25 protein-coding genes are annotated in these 18,006 nt (G+C 60.8%); 12 read left to right on the top strand and 13 right to left on the bottom strand.

All coding sequences use genetic code 11. The annotated features are described in order from the left end of the window. Positions 1 to 81 precede the first annotated feature (81 nt). The 3 genes from AACZ26_RS08480 to AACZ26_RS08490 are packed head-to-tail and all read left to right on the top strand — an operon-like array spanning position 82 to position 2,371. A complete protein-coding gene (locus AACZ26_RS08480; protein ID WP_339620701.1) occupies positions 82 to 534 on the top strand; it encodes a PTS sugar transporter subunit IIA in 453 nt (150 codons plus the stop codon). A gap of 28 nt (positions 535 to 562) precedes the next feature. Next, on the top strand, positions 563 to 838 hold the full coding sequence (locus AACZ26_RS08485; protein WP_339620703.1) for a PTS sugar transporter subunit IIB: 276 nt from the start codon (positions 563 to 565) through the stop codon (positions 836 to 838). A gap of 42 nt (positions 839 to 880) precedes the next feature. Beyond that, positions 881 to 2,371: a PTS ascorbate transporter subunit IIC gene (locus AACZ26_RS08490; RefSeq protein WP_339620704.1), complete on the top strand. Its 1,491-nt coding sequence runs from the start codon at positions 881 to 883 to the stop codon at positions 2,369 to 2,371. 94 nt (positions 2,372 to 2,465) lie between these two features. Here AACZ26_RS08490 and AACZ26_RS08495 read toward each other — a convergent pair whose 3' ends face one another. Then, positions 2,466 to 3,092 carry a pyridoxamine 5'-phosphate oxidase family protein gene (locus AACZ26_RS08495; RefSeq protein ID WP_339620706.1) on the bottom strand — a complete coding sequence of 209 codons (627 nt, stop codon included), beginning with the start codon at positions 3,090 to 3,092 and terminating at the stop codon, positions 2,466 to 2,468. Between the two features lie 125 nt (positions 3,093 to 3,217). Between AACZ26_RS08495 and AACZ26_RS08500 the strand changes: the two genes are divergently transcribed. Both AACZ26_RS08500 and AACZ26_RS08505 read left to right on the top strand, forming a co-directional pair. Next, entirely contained in the window at positions 3,218 to 3,415 is a 198-nt protein-coding gene (locus tag AACZ26_RS08500; protein WP_339620707.1) for a helix-turn-helix transcriptional regulator, read from the top strand. Next, positions 3,402 to 3,800, top strand: coding sequence for a hypothetical protein (locus AACZ26_RS08505; RefSeq protein ID WP_339620708.1), 399 nt, complete (start codon positions 3,402 to 3,404; stop codon positions 3,798 to 3,800). Before AACZ26_RS08500 ends, AACZ26_RS08505 begins: the two co-directional genes overlap by 14 nt. A gap of 20 nt (positions 3,801 to 3,820) precedes the next feature. Here AACZ26_RS08505 and AACZ26_RS08510 read toward each other — a convergent pair whose 3' ends face one another. From AACZ26_RS08510 to upp, 3 genes are all read right to left on the bottom strand, one after another. Beyond that, positions 3,821 to 4,240 carry a VOC family protein gene (locus tag AACZ26_RS08510; RefSeq protein WP_339620710.1) on the bottom strand — a complete coding sequence of 140 codons (420 nt, stop codon included), beginning with the start codon at positions 4,238 to 4,240 and terminating at the stop codon, positions 3,821 to 3,823. A 47-nt stretch (positions 4,241 to 4,287) separates the two neighbouring features. Next, positions 4,288 to 5,064 (bottom strand): winged helix-turn-helix domain-containing protein, encoded by a 777-nt coding sequence (locus AACZ26_RS08515; protein ID WP_339620712.1) that lies wholly within the window; start codon positions 5,062 to 5,064, stop codon positions 4,288 to 4,290. Positions 5,065 to 5,464: 400 nt separating this feature from the next. Then, a complete protein-coding gene (gene upp, locus AACZ26_RS08520) occupies positions 5,465 to 6,097 on the bottom strand; it encodes a uracil phosphoribosyltransferase (protein WP_339620715.1) in 633 nt (210 codons plus the stop codon). Positions 6,098 to 6,161: 64 nt separating this feature from the next. On the opposite strand from upp, the gene AACZ26_RS08525 reads away from it, so the two are divergent. Beyond that, entirely contained in the window at positions 6,162 to 6,593 is a 432-nt protein-coding gene (locus AACZ26_RS08525) for a nucleoside deaminase (RefSeq protein ID WP_339621615.1), read from the top strand. Between the two features lie 31 nt (positions 6,594 to 6,624). On the opposite strand, the gene AACZ26_RS08530 is transcribed toward AACZ26_RS08525, so the two are convergent. Next, positions 6,625 to 7,008, bottom strand: a complete 384-nt coding sequence (locus AACZ26_RS08530) for a hypothetical protein (protein ID WP_339620717.1) — start codon at positions 7,006 to 7,008, stop codon at positions 6,625 to 6,627. A gap of 17 nt (positions 7,009 to 7,025) precedes the next feature. Further along, a complete protein-coding gene (locus AACZ26_RS08535; protein WP_339620719.1) occupies positions 7,026 to 7,988 on the bottom strand; it encodes a cation diffusion facilitator family transporter in 963 nt (320 codons plus the stop codon). A gap of 23 nt (positions 7,989 to 8,011) precedes the next feature. Here AACZ26_RS08535 and proC point away from each other — a divergent pair, with 23 nt between their 5' ends. Continuing rightward, entirely contained in the window at positions 8,012 to 8,839 is an 828-nt protein-coding gene (gene proC, locus AACZ26_RS08540; RefSeq protein ID WP_339620721.1) for a pyrroline-5-carboxylate reductase, read from the top strand. Here the strand turns inward: proC and AACZ26_RS08545 are convergent. The 6 genes from AACZ26_RS08545 to AACZ26_RS08570 all read right to left on the bottom strand — a co-directional run bounded on the left by AACZ26_RS08545 (position 8,836) and on the right by AACZ26_RS08570 (position 15,407). Beyond that, complete coding sequence (locus AACZ26_RS08545) at positions 8,836 to 10,083, bottom strand: sugar ABC transporter permease (protein ID WP_339620723.1); 1,248 nt, start codon at positions 10,081 to 10,083, stop codon at positions 8,836 to 8,838. The two genes, proC and AACZ26_RS08545, sit on opposite strands and share 4 nt — an antisense overlap. Continuing rightward, positions 10,080 to 10,904, bottom strand: coding sequence for an ATP-binding cassette domain-containing protein (locus tag AACZ26_RS08550; RefSeq protein ID WP_339620724.1), 825 nt, complete (start codon positions 10,902 to 10,904; stop codon positions 10,080 to 10,082). The genes AACZ26_RS08545 and AACZ26_RS08550 overlap by 4 nt, the downstream gene beginning before the upstream one ends. A 67-nt stretch (positions 10,905 to 10,971) precedes the next feature. After that, entirely contained in the window at positions 10,972 to 12,048 is a 1,077-nt protein-coding gene (locus tag AACZ26_RS08555; protein WP_339620726.1) for a sugar ABC transporter substrate-binding protein, read from the bottom strand. Further along, positions 12,045 to 13,253, bottom strand: a complete 1,209-nt coding sequence (locus AACZ26_RS08560; RefSeq protein ID WP_339620728.1) for an ROK family transcriptional regulator — start codon at positions 13,251 to 13,253, stop codon at positions 12,045 to 12,047. Before AACZ26_RS08560 ends, AACZ26_RS08555 begins: the two co-directional genes overlap by 4 nt. 50 nt (positions 13,254 to 13,303) lie before the next feature. Then, on the bottom strand, positions 13,304 to 13,975 hold the full coding sequence (locus tag AACZ26_RS08565; protein ID WP_339620730.1) for a TrkA family potassium uptake protein: 672 nt from the start codon (positions 13,973 to 13,975) through the stop codon (positions 13,304 to 13,306). Beyond that, positions 13,968 to 15,407, bottom strand: coding sequence for a potassium transporter TrkG (locus AACZ26_RS08570; protein WP_339620732.1), 1,440 nt, complete (start codon positions 15,405 to 15,407; stop codon positions 13,968 to 13,970). Before AACZ26_RS08570 ends, AACZ26_RS08565 begins: the two co-directional genes overlap by 8 nt. 64 nt (positions 15,408 to 15,471) lie before the next feature. Between AACZ26_RS08570 and AACZ26_RS08575 the strand changes: the two genes are divergently transcribed. The 3 genes from AACZ26_RS08575 to AACZ26_RS08585 all read left to right on the top strand — a co-directional run bounded on the left by AACZ26_RS08575 (position 15,472) and on the right by AACZ26_RS08585 (position 16,554). After that, positions 15,472 to 15,954: a metalloregulator ArsR/SmtB family transcription factor gene (locus AACZ26_RS08575; RefSeq protein ID WP_339620734.1), complete on the top strand. Its 483-nt coding sequence runs from the start codon at positions 15,472 to 15,474 to the stop codon at positions 15,952 to 15,954. Between the two features lie 168 nt (positions 15,955 to 16,122). After that, positions 16,123 to 16,317: a helix-turn-helix domain-containing protein gene (locus AACZ26_RS08580; protein WP_339620736.1), complete on the top strand. Its 195-nt coding sequence runs from the start codon at positions 16,123 to 16,125 to the stop codon at positions 16,315 to 16,317. Positions 16,318 to 16,455: 138 nt separating this feature from the next. Beyond that, on the top strand, positions 16,456 to 16,554 hold the full coding sequence (locus AACZ26_RS08585; RefSeq protein WP_003792170.1) for a 30S ribosomal protein bS22: 99 nt from the start codon (positions 16,456 to 16,458) through the stop codon (positions 16,552 to 16,554). Between the two features lie 84 nt (positions 16,555 to 16,638). Here the strand turns inward: AACZ26_RS08585 and AACZ26_RS08590 are convergent, their stop codons facing one another. Beyond that, complete coding sequence (locus AACZ26_RS08590) at positions 16,639 to 17,403, bottom strand: HAD family hydrolase (RefSeq protein ID WP_339620739.1); 765 nt, start codon at positions 17,401 to 17,403, stop codon at positions 16,639 to 16,641. On the opposite strand from AACZ26_RS08590, the gene AACZ26_RS08595 reads away from it, so the two are divergent. Continuing rightward, positions 17,371 to 17,685 (top strand): glutaredoxin family protein, encoded by a 315-nt coding sequence (locus AACZ26_RS08595; protein WP_339620741.1) that lies wholly within the window; start codon positions 17,371 to 17,373, stop codon positions 17,683 to 17,685. The two genes, AACZ26_RS08590 and AACZ26_RS08595, sit on opposite strands and share 33 nt — an antisense overlap. Further along, entirely contained in the window at positions 17,682 to 17,984 is a 303-nt protein-coding gene (locus tag AACZ26_RS08600) for a Dabb family protein (RefSeq protein ID WP_339620743.1), read from the top strand. Before AACZ26_RS08595 ends, AACZ26_RS08600 begins: the two co-directional genes overlap by 4 nt. Positions 17,985 to 18,006 lie beyond the last annotated feature (22 nt).

Raw genomic sequence — 18,006 nt, forward strand, 5'->3', positions numbered from 1 at the left:
CCCTTGAGGGGACTAGGCTCACAGTCGTCGGGCACAGTCATCGTTGACGGCTCGAGCCACAAAGCGAGAGAGAAGGATGCAGTGACCGCGACTTTGGCAGACGAACTGAGCGACGACGCGATAGTCCTTCACGCTGAAGCGCACGACTGGCGTGAAGCTGTTCGCCTTGCTGGTGCAGCTCTCACCGCGACCGGCTCTACCACTGACGAATACACGAACGAAATGATTCGTGCCGTTGAGGAACTCGGCCCGTACATCGTAATCGCCCCTTCCATCGCCTTGGCCCACTCGCGCCCCTCACCCGCCGTGCTCAGAACGGGCATCAGCTGGGTCACGCTCTCAAGCCCCGTCGAATTCGGCCACCCCAACAACGACCCCGTTCGACTCGTTGTTGGACTCGCGGCTGTCGACCACGATTCTCATCTGGCCACCATGTCCAATCTTGCCGGTGTGCTCAGCGGCGACATCGAGCGCTTTCTCGAAGCGACCGATCCTGAACAACTCCGGGCACTCATCCGAGAGAACACGCACTAACCCACTCTCGAAAACGAAAGGCACACATATGAAGATCGTTGCGGTCTGTGGAATGGGAATCGGCACATCCGTTCTCCTCAAAATGAACGCCGAGAAAGTCCTTCGCACGCTCGGAGTGGACGCTGAAGTGGAGGCCGCCGATATTGGGGTCGCCCGAGGCATGGCGCGGGACGCGCAAATTGTCTTGACGTCTGAAGAGCTTGCACCCGAAATCGGTGACGTGTCGGCAAACGTCATCATCATCGACAACTTCTTCGATCTGGAAGAAATCACCACGAAGCTCAAGGCGGCGCTGCCCGACTAGCGTGCGGCCTCCAACTCATCAACTAACACAAGGGAGAACACAATGGAGTGGCTTGTTGTAGTCCTGAATTTCATCGGACAACAGATCCTTAATGTGCCGGCATATCTTGTCGGCATCATCACCGCGGTGGGCCTCATCGCACTCAAAAGACCGGCAGGAGCCGTTATCGGCGGCGGTCTTAAAGCAGCACTAGGTTTCTTGATCCTTGGTGCCGGCGCTGGCGTTGTGGTTGGCTCGCTGACTCCACTCGGAGACCTTATCTTGCGGGTGACTGGAGCTCAGGGTGTCATCCCCACCAACGAGGTCATTACGGCACTCGCCTCGGTTGAGTATGGTGCGACCAGCGCCTATGTACTCACCCTCGGCTTTATCGTGATGCTCGTGCTTGCTCGGTTCACGCCGCTCAAGTACGTGTTCCTGACGGGTCACCACATGGTGTTCATGGCGCTGCTGCTGAGCGTTGTGCTCTCGGTCGGTTTCGGCCCGGATCTCAACTGGCTCGTCGTGCTGATCGGGGCGCTGTTGCTCGGTGTGATCATGGTTGTGATGCCGGCCTTCGCTCACCCCTGGACAAAGAAGATCACCGGTGATGACACAATCGCGATCGGCCACTTCGGAACCCTCGGCTACATTGCTGCTGGTGCTGCCGGTCAGGCAACCGGCCAGAAGAGCCACTCGACGGAGAAGATCAACTTCCCGCAAGGGCTGAAGTTCTTGCGCGACTCGATGGTCGCCACCGCAATTTCGATGGTTCTCATCTACCTGGTGTTCGCTGTCTGGGGCCTCATCGCTCTGCCGCTGCAAGAGGCGCTCGACGTCTTCGGCTCTGCGGATGCCGGTGCCTACATCATGGCCGCATTTGCGCAGGCGCTGCAGTTCGGTGTTGGTGTCGCGATCATCCTCTACGGTGTGCGCACCATCTTGGGTGAGCTTGTCCCTGCCTTCCAGGGCATCGCCGAAAAGGTCGTCCCCGGAGCAAAGCCTGCTCTCGACATCCCGCTGGTATTCCCCTTCGCTGCCAACGCTGTCTTGATCGGATTCCTCGCGTCGTTCCTTGGCGGTCTTATCTCGCTCGCCCTGTTGGCGACCTGGCTCGGCCCGGTCTTCGGCCTCGCGCTCATCCTGCCCGGCATGGTTCCCCACTTCTTCACGGGTGGTGGTGCCGGTGTCTACGGCAACGCGACCGGTGGCCGTATGGGTGCTGTCGTCGGTGGTTTCGTCAACGGTGTTCTCATCACGATCCTGCCCGCCATCCTGCTGCTCGTTCTCGGCGAGCTTGGGTTCGCGAACAGCACATTCGGCGATGCAGACTTCGGCTGGTTCGGAACGCTCATTGGCGTCAGCCTGCTCAGTGGGGTCCCGGCAGTGGGGGTCGTCTTGACGATTGTCATCGCGATCGTGCTCGTCGTCGCGGCATCCATCTTCCAGATTCGTGTCGTCAACAGAGGCTGGCTGCCCGGTGCGAAGAGGGAGGCGTGGCTCGCGAGCGAGGCTGAGAAAGCGGAAGCCGACAAGGCAGAAGCGAAGGCCTAGCTCAGCGATTCGGGCTGTAGTTTCCTAGGGCGGGCGTCATCTCTTCGGAGATGGCGCCCGTTCTTCATCGGTCGACCAGTGCTTGAGTAGACCGCTACTCAAACGCCCTCACTGACTCAGGAACGCGGATGCCGGAGCGCAGGTCAGGGGCCGCAACCACTGTCGCGGCTCGTGCCGCAAACCGCACTTGCCCACCCCAGGCGTCTGCCGCTATGTCGGCTTCGGTGTCTTCTGGCCACTCGTCGGAGGTGCGCAACGACCATTCCGTGATGGGCAGCGCGAGCACGAGGGTGGCCGCGAGTTCTTTCTTGCTGTTCGGGCGCACTTCGGCGAGGCGGCCGGGGATCAGTTTCTCGGTGATGGCGTCGAGTGCGGCAGCTTTGTCGTCGCCGTCGAGCACGCGAAAGGAGCCGAACAGTACTGCGCTGCTGTAGATGAGTGATGATTCGAATGCCGAGCGGGCGACGACGATGCCGCCGACTGCGGTGACAGAGACGGCGACCGGGGCACCGGAGACGAGGCGCATCCAGCGCGAGCCGGTTGACCCGTGCACGATGAGTTCGTCGCCGCGGCGGGCTACGGCGGTCGGTAGCACTCCGGGTGTTCCGTCGTCATGAACGTAGGCGACGTTGCCCACGATTTCCGAGTCGAGGAGGGCGTCAAGTTCTGCACGATCGCGGGACATCTTCTCGGGCATCCTGGTGGCAACTGTCGTGGTCATGTGGTCAGTGTGGCAGGTCGTGGGCCCGTCCGTCTTCCGCTGCGAATGACACGCAGTGGTCACGTCTCCACGTTGCATGACAAGCTCGCTTGACATGTGCGCCGAGTGTAAAGCATGCTTGTCACATGGAATCAGAGATTAGAGACAGGCGCACCGCCGCCGGGCTTTCGCAAGCAGCCCTTGGTGCCGCGCTCGGCGTATCTCGCCAGACCATCAATGCCATCGAGACGGGGCGTTACGATCCTTCCCTGATTCTCGCTGTTCGACTCGCCCGATTCTTCGGGTCAACCATCGAGGAAGTGTTTCACATTGAAGACAATTAGTCGTTTGAAAGTTTCGGCGGTCAACACAGTTCTCTTGAGCGTGCTCGTCGCCGGCGCAATCGCCACAGGGCTATTCAACAACTGGGTTGAAATGAGTATCCTGCTGATCGCGGCAGTATTCATTTTCGTCAGCGCCGTCTATGCCCGCGGTCAGAAAGCGAGTGACGTCACTCGACTCAACGCGATCGAGTATCGCGATGAGCGTGATCGACTACTCGCCAAGAGCGGGTTCGCTGTCGTCGGCGTTGCCGCGCTGGTTCTTTCCATCACCGAGTTCGTGCTCGCTGCTGTGTTCCAGCAATACATTGCCATCGCGGCGGCTCAAGTGTTGGTGCTGAGCATTGTGTGGGGCATCGCTAACTCGATAGCCGCCAAGCGCGGATGACCGGCTGCCCGTCGTCGTGACTAATCGTCTCGCAGCCACGGCGTGAAGCTGATCCCCACCAGCAGCCCATCGGGCCGTTGGAGCCGCGCGATCACTTGGCCCCACGGCTCAGTGCGCGTGTCATGGATGAGTTCGTGGCCGGACTCGACGAGCTCCGCGACTGCACCCGCAACGTCATCAACTTCAAACTCGATGGTGGCGTGGGGAACCGGATGCGTCGTGGGCCAGGTTGCAGTGCCGAAACACGATTGTGCGGCGTCGCTGAGCGGCCAGACCCCAAAGTGCTTCGCGCCTGCGATGTCGTCGGAGAACACGTAGTCAGATTCCGGCCCGCCTTCGGGAGCCTGAAGTGGCAGCCCGAGGGCGTTCACATAAAAGTCGTTATCGCGCGTCGAATCAGTACTGATCGCTGCAAAGCCCGCGATGAATCGAATCTCCATCGTCTTAGTATCCTCCGCGCGCCACCCGCGGGCAACGCCGAGCCTCGCTAGATGAAGTCGGGGCTGGGCGTCGACGCGAAGCGTACCGAAACATCCGGATGACGATCGTAGCGGTAGCCAATGCCACGAACCGTACGAACAACATCTTCGTACGCACCGAGCTTGGAACGGAGGCGGCGGATGTGCACGTCAATCGTGCGCTCGTTCGGTGCTTCTTCGTCTTCTGACGACCATAGGGTGGAGATCAGCTGCGCGCGGTCGATGGTTTGTGACTCGCGCAGAATGAGAAACTGCAGCAACTCAAACTCTTTGTAGGTGAGCGCTGCGGGCTCATCATCGATGAGTACTCGCTTGCGAGAGAGGTCGACGACGACTCCGCTTGCTGGCTTCTCTTCTGGCTCTTCTACCTGGCGGTGCTTGGCGAGAGCAGAGGGGTCTTGCAGGGCGAGACGCACAACGTCAACGTCACGGCCACCAGCTCCCACCGGGGCGAGGGCGACGGCAGCGTGTGTCTCAGCGGAGGGCACAAGCTGCTGGGTGAGCAGCTTGAGCTGCTCGACGATGGCGCTCAAATCCGTGCCGGCGGCAGCGGCCTTCAGCTCGTCGATGCCGACATACAGCACAAAGCCGCGGGCTTCAGTGCCTTGCGGCACGGCGCGCAGTCGCGGCGCTTCAGCCGGTGGCGTTGGCGCAGGAGCTACGGGTGCCGGAGCGACTGCTGGTCGTGTGGCCCGCGCGGGCTGCACGGCGAGGGAAAGTTCGCGCGCCGGTGCGACGGGGACGAAAGAGGTGCGAGAAGTGCGTTCGATTGTTGCAAGTGACATGGGTCCAGAAATCCTTGGATAAGGGTGAAGGGCCTCTGATGATGAGGGTGTGATCCTTCGGGAAAAAACAAGTGTGACGAGCTAGATAGACGTCGTTATGAGGACGAAAATCTGGGGACATTCATTCTGGTGAGAATGCCCGGCGCAGGTTGGCCGACTAGGCACACATTCGACAACACGACATTGCGCTGGCCGACGCGGTGCCCGTGAGCATTGCGCCAGCGGTCCTGGAAGCCTCAAGGGCGGTCAGGTCGCGAGTTCGTACAGTCATGGTTGCAACTATGTTTCATCGAGCGCCGGTCTGTCAAGTTACGCCCGGCTACGCGGTGTTGCGTCGTGAGGCTAGAGCGCCACGAGGATGGTGCGTGAGAGCAGAGAGGCGTCTTGAGGCTAGGCCGCGTTAGACGAGTCCGTACAGGCGGTCGCCAGCGTCGCCGAGTCCCGGAACAATGTAGCCGTTCTCGTTGAGGCGTTCGTCGAGGGCGCCGAGCACGATCGTGACGTCGCGGCCTTCCATTGCTTTCTCTACAGCGGCGAGACCTTCGGGGGCCCCGAGAATGCAGACGGCCGTAACATCGGTTGCTCCCCGGTCGAGCAGATACTGAATGGCTGCGATGAGCGAGCCTCCGGTAGCGAGCATGGGGTCGAGCACGAAGCACTGGCGGTTCGACAGGTCGTCGGGCAGTCGCTCGGCGTAAGTGTCGGGCTGCAGGGTCTCTTCGTTGCGCACCATGCCCAAGAAGCCGACTTCAGCGGTGGGCACGAGCTTGACCATTCCTTCGAGCATTCCGAGACCGGCACGAAGGATGGGCACCACGAGAGGCTTGGGAGAGCTGATGGCGACGCCCGTCGTCGCGGTCACGGGGGTTTCGATCTCGACTGCCTCGACGCGCACTGAGCGCGTCGCTTCGTACGCCAGCAGGGTCACCAGTTCCTCGGTCAGCGCCCGAAAAGTGGGGGCCGCGGTGTTCTTGTCGCGCAGCACGGTGAGCTTGTGCGTGATGAGCGGGTGGTCGGCAACGTGAACTCGCATAGGCTAAATCTACTTGAGGTCTGGACCAACAGGAGAACCGATCGTGACAAAGTTCGATCAATGGATGACGCGGGCCATCGCTGAGGCGAAGCTCACGGCCGATTCTGCTGACGTTCCGGTCGCTGCTCTCGTCTTCGATGAGAACGACAATCTCGTCTCGGTCGGGCGCAATGAGCGGGAGCTTACGGGCGACCCCACGGCGCACGCCGAGGTTGTGGCAATCCGGGCAGCTGCCGCGGCCACCGGTTCGTGGCGGCTCGACTCCATGACTCTTGTGGTCACTCTTGAGCCGTGCACGATGTGTGCTGGCGCAATTCTGCAGGCCCGCATCCCGCGCGTGGTGTTTGGGGCGTGGGACGAAAAAGCCGGCGCATCAGGCAGCGTGAATGATTTGCTGCGAGACCGCCGGCTTCCGCACAAGGTTGAGGTTGTGGCGGGCATCCAGGAGGCTGACTGTGCTGCGCTGTTGACGGGCTTCTTCGAGGCCCGTCGCTAAAACTGAGCTGCGGTGTCGTGCGTTGGGGTGCCTAGCGCCAGAGAACGGCAACCAGCACGTTGATGATGGCGCTGGCCCCGGCGAGGTGCAAGAACGGCAGAGCAGCCTTCTTTTCGCTCGTTCCGGCCGTCAGCGCTTTAGCTTGACGCGAGCGAGCGACCAGCACCGATACGAGTACAACGACGGCGAAGACCGTTTTGACAGCAATCTTGGCGTTGTTGACGTCTTCGTCAGCGACTTGCAAGAGTCCGACGAGGGCGAGCCCCGTCACGAGCTGAGTGATGGCACCGATGAGCATGGTGCCGAATTCGAAGCTCTGCTTGCGGCGCATCTGCAGCGCAAATGATCCGATGATGAGCGAGAGCCCGAGGATGTGAAAGACGACGAGGACGGAAATGACAGGTTCAATATTCATGATGCGGGGTTCTTTCGTTAGTCGTTGCCCACGATGACAATAGTGTCCGTGGGCGGGGCGGCTTCCGCAGGGCGGCGATAGATGTCTGGCTCGATATAGATAACGCGGGCCATCGGTTCTGCTTCGCGAATCTCTTGCTCAACGCTGTCGATGCTCGCGGCAACATCTGCAAGCCGAGTTTGGCTGCCGAAATCAATCTTTGCCGCGACCATGAGCTCTTCTGGGCCGAGGTAGAGGGTCTTCATGTGAATGAGCGAACGAACGTCGGGGTGGGCGTTGATGGCATCGCGGATCAGGACACGCTGTGCGACTGTCGCACCCTCTCCGACGAGCAGACTCTTGGTCTCGATGCCGAGAACGATGGCGACCAAGACGAGCAAGATTCCGATTGCAATGGTGCCGATGGCATCCCACATCGAGTCGCCCGTAATGATCGTGAGGCCAACGCCGAAGAGCGCGAGTACCAAACCGAGGAGTGCTGCAACGTCTTCGAGAAGCACGACGGGAAGTTCGGGCGCTTTGGAGTGGCGCACAAATGCGATCCAGCTCCGCTTGCCGCGCACAAGATTTGACTCCCTTACGGCAGTGCGAAGGGAGAACGACTCCAGCACGATTGCAATGAGGAGCACCGTGATGGGCAGCCAAGCCTGCTCGAGAGGGTGCGGATCTTGCAACTTGCGAATGCCCTCGTAGAGCGAGAACACACCACCGACGGAGAACAAGATGATCGATACGACGAAGGCGTACACGTAGCGCTCGCGGCCGTAGCCGAAGGGATGCTCGGCGTCCGCGTGCTTTTTCGCCTGCTTACCCCCGAGCAACAGGAGGGCCTGATTGCTCGTGTCGGCAACCGAGTGCACACTCTCGGCCAGCATCGCACTTGATCCCGAAATCAAGAATGCAATGAACTTGGTCACAGCGATTCCGCCGTTTGCCAGCATTGCCGCGATGATTGCTTTAGTTCCGCCTGACGCGCTCATGCGATCAATCCTAGGATGTTCACGTGGCTACTTCCCTTCCTCGCATTGCAATTGTCGGCGCCGGATCAATGGGAGGTGCCATCCTGTCGGGTTTACTTGACCCTTCAGTGACCGTAAGTGGGGGCATCCGCGTCACGAATCGCACGGAAGCTAAGGCGGCTGTAGTGCGCTCTGAGGGCGTCGAATCGTTTGCCTTGGAGAACACTCCGGATGGCAATGCTCGCGCCGTGAAGGGCGCCAAGGTGGTCATGCTCGGCGTGAAGCCCGCCATGATCCCTGACACTCTTACTGACCTGAAGCCTTTTCTTGAGCCCGACGCCATCGTCATTAGTGTCGCTGCCGGAGTGACGACTGCTCGGATGGAAGCGATCGTCGACAACGTCGTGTTGCGGGCAATGCCCAACACTCCCGCCATCGTGGGCAAAGCAGTGACCGGACTCAGCGCCGGATCGCGCGCCACCGATGACGACCTCGCCATTGGCCGAGCTGTCTTCGAGACCGTTGGCACAGTGGTCGAAACCCCCGAATCACAAATCGACGCGCTCAGCACGATTTCGGGTTCTGGACCGGCGTATGTCTTCTACTTCATCGAAGAGTTCACGCGCACCGCCATCGATATGGGCTTCACCCCCGAGCAGGCGCTAACGCTGGTTGCGGGAACCTTCGACGGTTCCTTGGCGCTGCTTGCAGCATCCGAGAGCTCGCCGGAGCAACTGCGCAAGCAGGTGACAAGCCCCAAGGGCACGACAGAGCGTGCCGTCGAACAGTTTCAGGCCGCCGACCTCAAGTCGATCTTCGACAAAGCCACGGGCGCAGCCTTGGCTCGCGCGAAAGAACTCGCCGCGGGCTAGAAGCGACCGTGCAGGGCGCGCGAGCGTCGCGATAGCGAGTCAATGATCACGGCGAGCAGCAGCACCGCTCCCGTGACCATGTAGCGCACTGAGGAGTCGAGGCTCAGCAGGGTGAGGCCGCTTGAGATCGACTGAATCACGACGATACCGAGCAGGGCCGACCAGGCGCTTCCGCGACCGCCAAAGAGGCTTGCACCGCCAATGACGGCTGCTGCGATGGCGGTGAGGTTGGTATCGCCGCCACCACTGCTCTGGTTGGCGGCGGCCAGGCGTGACGCAGCGAGCACTCCGCCGAGTGCCGCCAGCGTTGCGCTCACCATGAAGACCGAGATGTACACCCGATCAACCCGGATGCCGGCACGCCGGGCGGCTTCGACGTTGCCGCCGACCGCATAAATCGATCGACCCCACCGCGTGCGCTTGAGCGCAAAATCGACCGCGATCACGAGGATGACGAAAAGCAAGAACATGAGCCCGATGCCGCGGTCAGTGTTGAGGTACCACGCCCCAAAGAGAAGCGCCACGATCATGAGGGCGCCCCGAAGCACGATCGCAGTGCGTGACTCGGGCAGCAGGCCTGCGCGGCGCCGGCGGCGGGCGAGTGAGAGGTGCGCGCCGACATACGAGAGCGTCGCGACTCCGGCCAGCAGATAGGAGAGCCACGCGGGCACGAACATGAGCTGGGCGAACTGCACGATCCATGAATCGAAGGGAATGTTGATGGAGCCGAGCTTTCCGAGCACCCACAGTTGCAGCCCCAGCACCCCGAGCAGGCCAGCGAGAGTGATCACGAAGCTTGGAACGCCGAACCGGGTCAACAAGAATCCGTAGAACCAGCCGAAGAGAGCGCCGGAGGCTAAAGCGGCAGCGATAGCGGCGACGAGGGGCCAGCCGAGTTGCGTGAACGTGACCGCGAGAATTGCTGCGGAGAGCCCGGAAAGTGAACCGACCGAGAGGTCAATTTGGGCGAGCAAGAGAACCAGCACGACGCCGAGCGCGATAGTGCCGAGAGCGGCCGACTGCATCGCGAGGTTCACGAGATTGGCGCTCGAGAGGAACGTCGGGTTCAGAATTTGGAAGATTGTCCAGATGATCGCAAGCCCGACGACCACAGGAATTGCTCCTAGGTCGCCGCCGCGCACACGCGAGCGAAAAGCCGCCCACGACTCGGCGATGCCGGATGCCGGTGGCAGATCCACCGTGGGGGTGCTGTTCGAAGGAGGTCGGTTGTCGGCACTCGTCATGAGCTGAGCCCCTCCTTCGCCCGAGTCAACGTCGCGCCGGTCATCCCCGCTCGCCGACTCACCGCGTTATCCGTGGCGCCGGTGATCGCCGCAATAATGTCTTCGTAGGTCACATCGGCCGCGGCAAAATCACCGTTGTTGCGACCCAGTCGAAGCACGACGACGCGGTCGGCTACGGCTTGAACATCCGCCATGTTGTGACTGACCAGCACAATGCCGTGGCGGCGCTCGCGGAGGTGCTCAATGAGGTTCAGCACCTCAGCAGTTTGAGCGACGCCGAGGGCGGCGGTGGGCTCATCCAACACCACAATCGACGGGTTGCCGATGAGCGATCGCGCAATGGCGACGGTCTGCCTCTGACCACCCGAAAGGCCAGCAACGGGAGTGCGCACCGACGGAATCTTGGCCGACAACTGACGAAGCAAAGCCCAGGTCTGCTGTTCCATTTCGACCTCGTTGAGGGCACCCGCGCCGAGCTCTCGGCCCAAGAACAGGTTCGAGACGACGTCGAGGTTGTCGCAGAGCGCCAAATCTTGGAAGACCGTCGCAATACCGAGGTCACGCGCATCCGTCGGGTTCGCGAGCGACACCTCATCGCCTCGGTAACAAATAGTGCCCGAGCTTGCCGGATGCACGCCCGCGAGCACCTTCACGAGCGTCGACTTTCCCGCACCGTTGTCGCCAACGATTGCGACGACCTCGCCGGGATAGATATCGAGCGAGACGTCGCTCAACGCCTGAATAGCACCGAACTTCTTGCTAATTCCTCGCAACGACAGGATCGGTTCATCATCTGAAGTGGTCGGAGTGACCGCAGTCATAAGATGCTCTCTTCCTTGAGGGTTGTGGGTGCAGTGCTTTCGGGAGTTCCGTTGACTCTGTTCGGCATTACTGAATCCCCGCTGCCGCACACGCGACAGCATATTCCGGTGTGCAGATCTGTTCGACCGTGTAAAAACCGTCGGCCACGACCGTCTCCATGATGTTGTCGATCGTCACGATCACCGGCGTCAGCAGGGTGGTGGGGATGCCGTTGGTATCGTCACTCTCGCCAATCAACTGTTCGCCGTTGAGCAAGGCAACCGCCTGAGTTGCGGCGATCTCGGCCTCCTGCTTGAGATCTTTGTAGACCGTCATGTACTGGTCACCGCTCACGATGCGTTGGATCGCCGCGAGCTCCGCGTCCTGACCGGTGACGGCGGGAAGCGGCCGAACTCCTCCCGCTTTAAGCGCCGCAATCGCGCCGCCAGCGGTGGCGTCATTGGCGGCATACACGCCGACAAGGCTGTCGCCAAACTGCGTGACTTGGCTCGACATCCACTCTTGAGCTTTGTCTGGGCTCCAGTCTGGAGTATCGAACTCGGCGACAATCGTAAAGGCACTGCCGTCGATCACGTTATGGGCACCGCGCTTAAAAAGGCGCGAGTTGTTGTCGGTGGGAGAGCCATTGATCATCACGATGTTGCCCGACGACAGCCCCTGATCGGCAAGGCGTTCCACGAGCGCCTTGCCCTGCAGGGCGCCGACTTGCTCATTGTCAAAGGAAACCCAGAAGGCAAGCTCAGGGCTGCCAATCAAGCGGTCGTACGAGATGACGGGCACCTTGTAAGACTGAGCGGTTGCGACGATTGTTACCGCCGCCGAAGAATCAACCGGGTCGAGCACGAGCACGCTAATGCCCTGCGCAAACGCTGACTCTGCCTGCTGCTGTTGCTTGGCCGGATCTTGATCGGCGTTGGCATAAATGACCTCACACTCGGGGCACAACTCTTGAACCTTCGCCTCAAAAAATGGGCGATCGTAGGCCTCATATCGTGCCGTCTTCGACTCCGGAAGGAGCAACGCGATCGTGCGAGAACCATCCGCACCGCTACTGGGCATGACAATGCCGCAGCCGCTCAGCGCAAGCACGAGCAGTGCTGCCGAAGCGATCACGCGAAGAATGCGCACACCAAGGCGGGTCATGAAGTGGCCGACTCCGACGGCTCCGCCGACAAGGTCGTGCCCCTGCCGATCGAGAGCTGGTCAATCGCGAAAGCAATCGTGCCGAGCAGTTCGCTTCGTGGCCCCAGCTGGCTCTGCACCAGATCGGCCGCCTGCCCAGAACCCACAATTACCGAACGCTCCATCGCGTGACGCATCGGCCCCAGCAACAGTTCACCCGCCTGTGAGAGCTCGCCGCCCACGGCAATGCGCTCCGGGTCGAACACATTGCTCAGATTGCCCGCCGCGATGCCGAGATGCCGTCCGGCATCGGCAATGGCTCGAATGCACGCGCTATCCCCGGCGATTGCCCGAACGACAACATCGTGAAGCTTGAGACCGCGACGGCCCGTGCGCACCGAATCAACGATGGCTTGACCCCCAGCAAGAGTTTCGAGACATCCGCGATTGCCACAGCGGCAGAGAGCGCCCTCTTCATCGAGCACCATGTGGCCGAATTCGCCCGCTGCACCGTGGTGACCACGGAACACCGCACCGTTCAGGATGAGGCCGGCACCGATGCCGTCGTCGACGTTCACGTAGAGAGAGTTAGGTTTACCGCGCAGAGCTCCAGCGTGGTACTCGGCCAGGGCCCCCAAATTGGCATTGTTGTCGACGTAGACGGGGCTGTTGAGGCGGATGCCGAGAGATTCCGCGACAGGAACGCCATCCCAGCCGCGCATGATTCCCGTGCGCGAGATCACTCCCGTCGCAGCATCCATTGGCGCTGGCATCGCTAACCCGACCGCCAGAATCTCGTCGTGAGTTGCTTCGACCGATTCCAGCATGTCGGTGATGAGCTGGGCGGCGCGGTTGAGTTCGTTGTCGGCGCGGTGGTCTTTCGCGAGCGGCATGTGATGTTCAGCGACCACGGTGTGCGCGACATCCGAGAGGGCAACGCGCATGTGGCGTTCGGAGAAGTGCACGCCAGCGACGAGGCCGAGCGCTCGAGCAAGAGTGACCAGGTGAGCGCGGCGACCGCTGCGCGTGCTCATGGCCGTTGCGAGCACTTCAGCGCTCACAAGCTCTTTGACAATATTGGAGACCGTCGCGGGGGAGAGCCCCGTCACGCCGGCCAATTCGATCTGCGTGAGGCCGCCATGGTGCTTGACCGCGTCGACGATGCGAGCGCGGTTAGCTTCGCGGAGCGAAGTCTGCGACCCCGGGGTCGCCCGTTTTTTGCTCACGGAATCAAGATACAGGTAGCGAGGGCCCGCAGTTCAGCACACGAACGGGGTTAAGTCGCGAGCGTCGCGAACTTTTCGATGTCTTCGGAGTTGCCGCTCACGATCACGAGGTCATGATTCGAGATCACCGTCTCGGGAGTTGCATAGGTGAACTCCTTGCCTGGAGACTTCACCCCCACGACGGTGATGCCGTACTTGCGGCGCACTTGCGACTCGCTGAGTGGCAGGCCGCGGATGGGCTTCGGGGGATACATCTTCACGATCGCGAAGTCATCATCGAACTCGATGAAGTCGATCATCCGGCCAGAGACCAAGTGAGCAACGCGCTCGCCGGCCTCTGCTTCGGGATAGATCACATGATTGGCTCCGATACGCGCCAAGATCTTGCCGTGAGAGCGACTGATTGCTTTGGCCCAGATTTGGGGAATCTTGAGGTCGACCAGATTTGCCGTGATGAGAACGCTCGCCTCGATCGAGGAGCCGACGGCGACGACAGCAATGGAGAAGTCTTCTGCACCAATCTGGCGAAGCGCGTCAAGGCTACGAGCGTCGGTTTGCACCGCATGGGTGACACGCTCCGACCACTTCTGCACGAGGCTGAGGTCTGCGTCAACAGCGAGAACCTCGCGGTCAAGGCGCTGCAATTGACCGGCAGTGGCCGCGCCGAAGCGACCGAGCCCGATCACTAGCACGGGCGCATTGTGCGGAATCTTGTCAACCAACGATCGGCCTCTCTTCTGCTCTCGTGAACAACTGACGGCGCTGACTGGCCGCAAGGGCTGCCGCCAGAGTAACCGTTCCCACTCGCCCTGCCCACATTGTGGCGGCGAGGATGTACTTGCCGCTATCCGGCAGTGATTCGGTAAGCCCTGTCGATAGACCACACGTCGCGAAGGCCGAAATAACATCAAAGAGCACTCTGTCGAGAGGCTCCTTTGTTATTTGAAGAATGGCAATCGTCGATACGGCAACGATGGTTGCTCCCCAGAGCGTCACGCTGACCGCGAGGCGGAGCACATCGGTAGGGATTCGACGCTCAAAAGCGTGCATATCGTTGTCGCCTCGCGCTTCGGCGAGGGCGGCCAGGAACAGCACCGCGAGCGTCGTGACCTTGATGCCTCCCGCGGTGGAAGCGGAACCACCTCCGACAAACATCAGCATGTCGAACACGAGCAGCGTTGAGCCATTGAGCTCATTGATGTCGATAGGAGAGAACCCGCCCGAGCGCGTCATCGTCGACAGGAATGTGGATGTCAGGGGCCTGGAGATAAGGCTCTGCCCACCGAGGGTGTTGGTGTTGTTCCACTCGAGAACAAGCACAGCTATCGCGCCAGCAAAGATCAGCAGCACCGTGGTGAACAGTGTGAGGCGGGCGTGCACCGAGAGGCGCGATCCGTGCTTGAGGCGTCGCACGACCGCAAAGATCACCGGAAAACCAAGGCTGCCAAGAAAGACGCCAGTGCCGATTGCTCCGAGCATCCACGGGTCTTGAGCGAATGCTTCCATGCCGCTCGCCGCCGGCACAAAACCGGTGTTAGTGAATGCGGATGCCGCAAAGTAGAAGCCCTGCCAAATGGCGGGCCACACGTCGTACCCCTCCACCAGCAGGCGCGGGATAATGACGAGGGAAAGCACAACCTCAATAGCCAGCGCGCTAATCGCGACCGTCGCGAGGAGCCCACCAATTTCACCGAGACGGATCGCTTGCGACTCGGAGACGGGCCCGACATGGATGCGTGAGGGGTTGGTGTCGCTGGCAGCGATGAGACGTTGGCGAAGGCCAAGCCGACGAGAGACGACGAGGCCGAGCATGCTCGCGAGAGTCAGCACTCCGATTCCGCCGACCTGCAGGCCGATCAGGATCGCGGTATTGCCGAACGCTGACCAGTGGGTTGCCATGTCGACGGTCGTGAGGCCGGTCACACAAATCGCCGAGACTGCGGTGAATAGTGCGTCAACGAGGGGAGTCGCTTGGCCGTCGCGGGCCGAAATAGGCAGAACGAGCAGCGTCGTGAGCACGATAACGAGGGCGGAGAAGATGGCAATCGCGAAGCGGGCGGGAGTAGCCGCAGCGAACCGATCGATCAGATCGCGAATCTGAGCAAAGAGACTGCGTTCACGAGGGTGTGCACGCATGGGTGCCCAAGAACTCATCTATTTATCTCCCCACGCACAGGAGGCCATGGTACTCCCCAGCAAGCCCCGGTAGCCTTATCTCATGGCCGACATCTTTGACGTAGTAGCCGATTCAACCCGGCGTAGCCTTTTGACGGTGCTGCTTGAGCAGTACATCGCCTCTGACTCTCCGAGCGGCGAGCTCAGCGTAAGCGAGATTGTCGAGAAGCTCGATTTGAGCCAACCGACTGTCTCCAAGCACTTGAAGGTGCTGCGCGACCACGGGTTGGTGTCGGTGCGTGAAGACGGCCAACATCGCTACTACAGCCTCGATTCTTCTCCTCTTGAAGAGGTCGAAGACTGGCTGATTCCGTTCTTGAGCGCGGACTTCCACGATGACTTCGACGACGAGTTGCGCGAATCCACCGGCGCCTTCGCAGCGTGGTCTGGCGCGGATGTCGGAGACAACTTCGGCCGTCAGGTTGCAGAGCGCACGCACCAGGCTCGCTCCGCGTTGCACGACGTTACCGAGGCCGCGAAGCAACTGCCTCGCTCGGTGCGTTCTCGCATCTTCGGCAAGGATTAGGCCGAAGGCGCGCCGCACGGGCGCGATTAGGGGTGGACAGTGAGTCACACCAGCCCCTATTGTTACCGATTAGCACTCCAGTCACATGCTGGGTGCGTCGTGAATTTTTCGAGGGCGCTGCGCGGTCGGCAACAATCGTGCAGTAGCTAAACCAAAGGGGCTGGTCCGATGGCACAGGATCTATCTGAGATGCGTTTTCTCACCGTTGCTGAAGTAGCGGACATGATGCGCGTCTCAAACATGACCGTGTATCGACTCGTTCACTCTGGTGAACTGCCCGCCGTTCGTTTCGGTCGCTCGTTCCGCATCCCGGAATCCGCTGTTGCGAGTGCTGTTTCGCCCGAGATTTCCGAGGTCGGCTAGCGGCGAAAGTTCGTTCTGGGTTGGTTCCCAGTTCACCGAATCTTCAAAACCCGCCCGGTGCGGTAAACTCTTCCGGTATGTCTTTCCGCGGTTCTGAATCGGACCGGGTCGGTTCGTTCAGAAATCAGTGAGGTCCCTATGGGTTCAGTCATCAAAAAGCGTCGCAAGCGTATGGCAAAGAAGAAGCACCGCAAGCTGCTTCGTAAGACTCGCCACCAGCGTCGCAACAAGAAGTAACTAGCCTCAAAGCTAGAGGCCGTCCTCTCGGGCGGCCACATCTCGAACACCCGAACGTTCACCTGAACGATCGGGTGTTCGAGGTTAACGAGAGTTCTTGCGAACGTTCTTCGCTTGCCGCTTCACACGTCTGCGCGCCTCTTTGAGGCCCGCGCGACTGAGCGGCATGATCTGCCAGCCCATCTTCTGCGCATGGTGGGCGAGGCGGGCATCCGCGTTGACGGCAACACGGTTGCCTACCGCGCTCAGCAGCGGGATGTCGTTGCTGGAGTCTGAATATGCCCAGCAGTCCGCGAGATCGGCTCCCACGCGCTCAGCGAGCTCTGTGGCGACCGTGGCTTTTTCGGGCCCGTGCAGCACGTGGCCATCGAGTTCTCCCGTCAGAAGACCGTCTTCGGCGTGCACGCGGGTGCCGAGTGCACCGGTGAGTCCGAGGCGTTCGGCAATCACTTGAGCGACGAACTGTGGTGTCGCGGTGATGAGCCACACTTCATGGCCCCTAGCGAGGTGTTCTTTCGTGAGGTCTACCGTTTCGGGCCAGAGGTTCGGCAGAATGTCACGTTCGTAAATGATCTCGGCGAGCTCGATGAGCGTGTGCACCGAGTGCCCGCCGACAATTTCGAGGGCACGTTCCCGCGCGCTAGCCATGTGCTTGTGATTCTCGCCCACGGAGACGAACCGAAACTGGTGCCAAGCGAAACGGGCGATGTCTCGCCAACCTACGATTCCCCGACGCCACGCTTCTTTGCCCAGGTAAAAGGCGCTCGCGCCCCGCATCAAAGTGTTATCCACGTCAAAGAAAGCCACAACCGCGTTATGGCTCGTTGGGGGCGGCGTTACCTCGTGCATTCGGATTATTCTAAGGTGGTGCTCACGAAACGACTGACATTAATCGCAAAACCGGGTTGTCACCTGTGTGATGACGCTCGCGAGACGATTAACGCCGTGATCGGCGAGCTATCCACTCAGTGCTCAGTCGACTTCGCTGAGCAGTCGATTCTGGATGACGAAGAACTTCACGCCAAATATTGGGATGAAATTCCTGTCGTGCTCATCAACGACGCTGTGCACACCATCTGGCGTGTCGAACCTGCGCGCCTGACGGCCGCCCTTCTGGAGGAAACCGAATGATCCGTCACATCGTGATGTGGAAGCTCAAAGCTGACAACGCTGCAGACCAGAAGGTTGCGGCGGATGCCATGGCGGCGGCGCTTGAACCGCTTGTTGGTCAGATCGAGGGTCTCGAGGCGCTGACGGTTCGTCAGGATGCCGGGGCCGTTGACTCAAACTGGGATGTCATCCTCGTCTCCGACCACACCTCGCCCGAAGCGCTCCTGACGTACGGAACGCACCCTCTGCACCTTGAGGCGGGAGCCGTCGTCAAGGCGCACACTCGCGAGCGTGCCTGCATCGACTTCGAACTCTCGTAGTCGCTGCGCACTAGTGAGCGGG

Source organism: uncultured Salinibacterium sp., assembly GCF_963974405.1.
Taxonomy (GTDB): Bacteria; Actinomycetota; Actinomycetes; order Actinomycetales; family Microbacteriaceae; genus Rhodoglobus.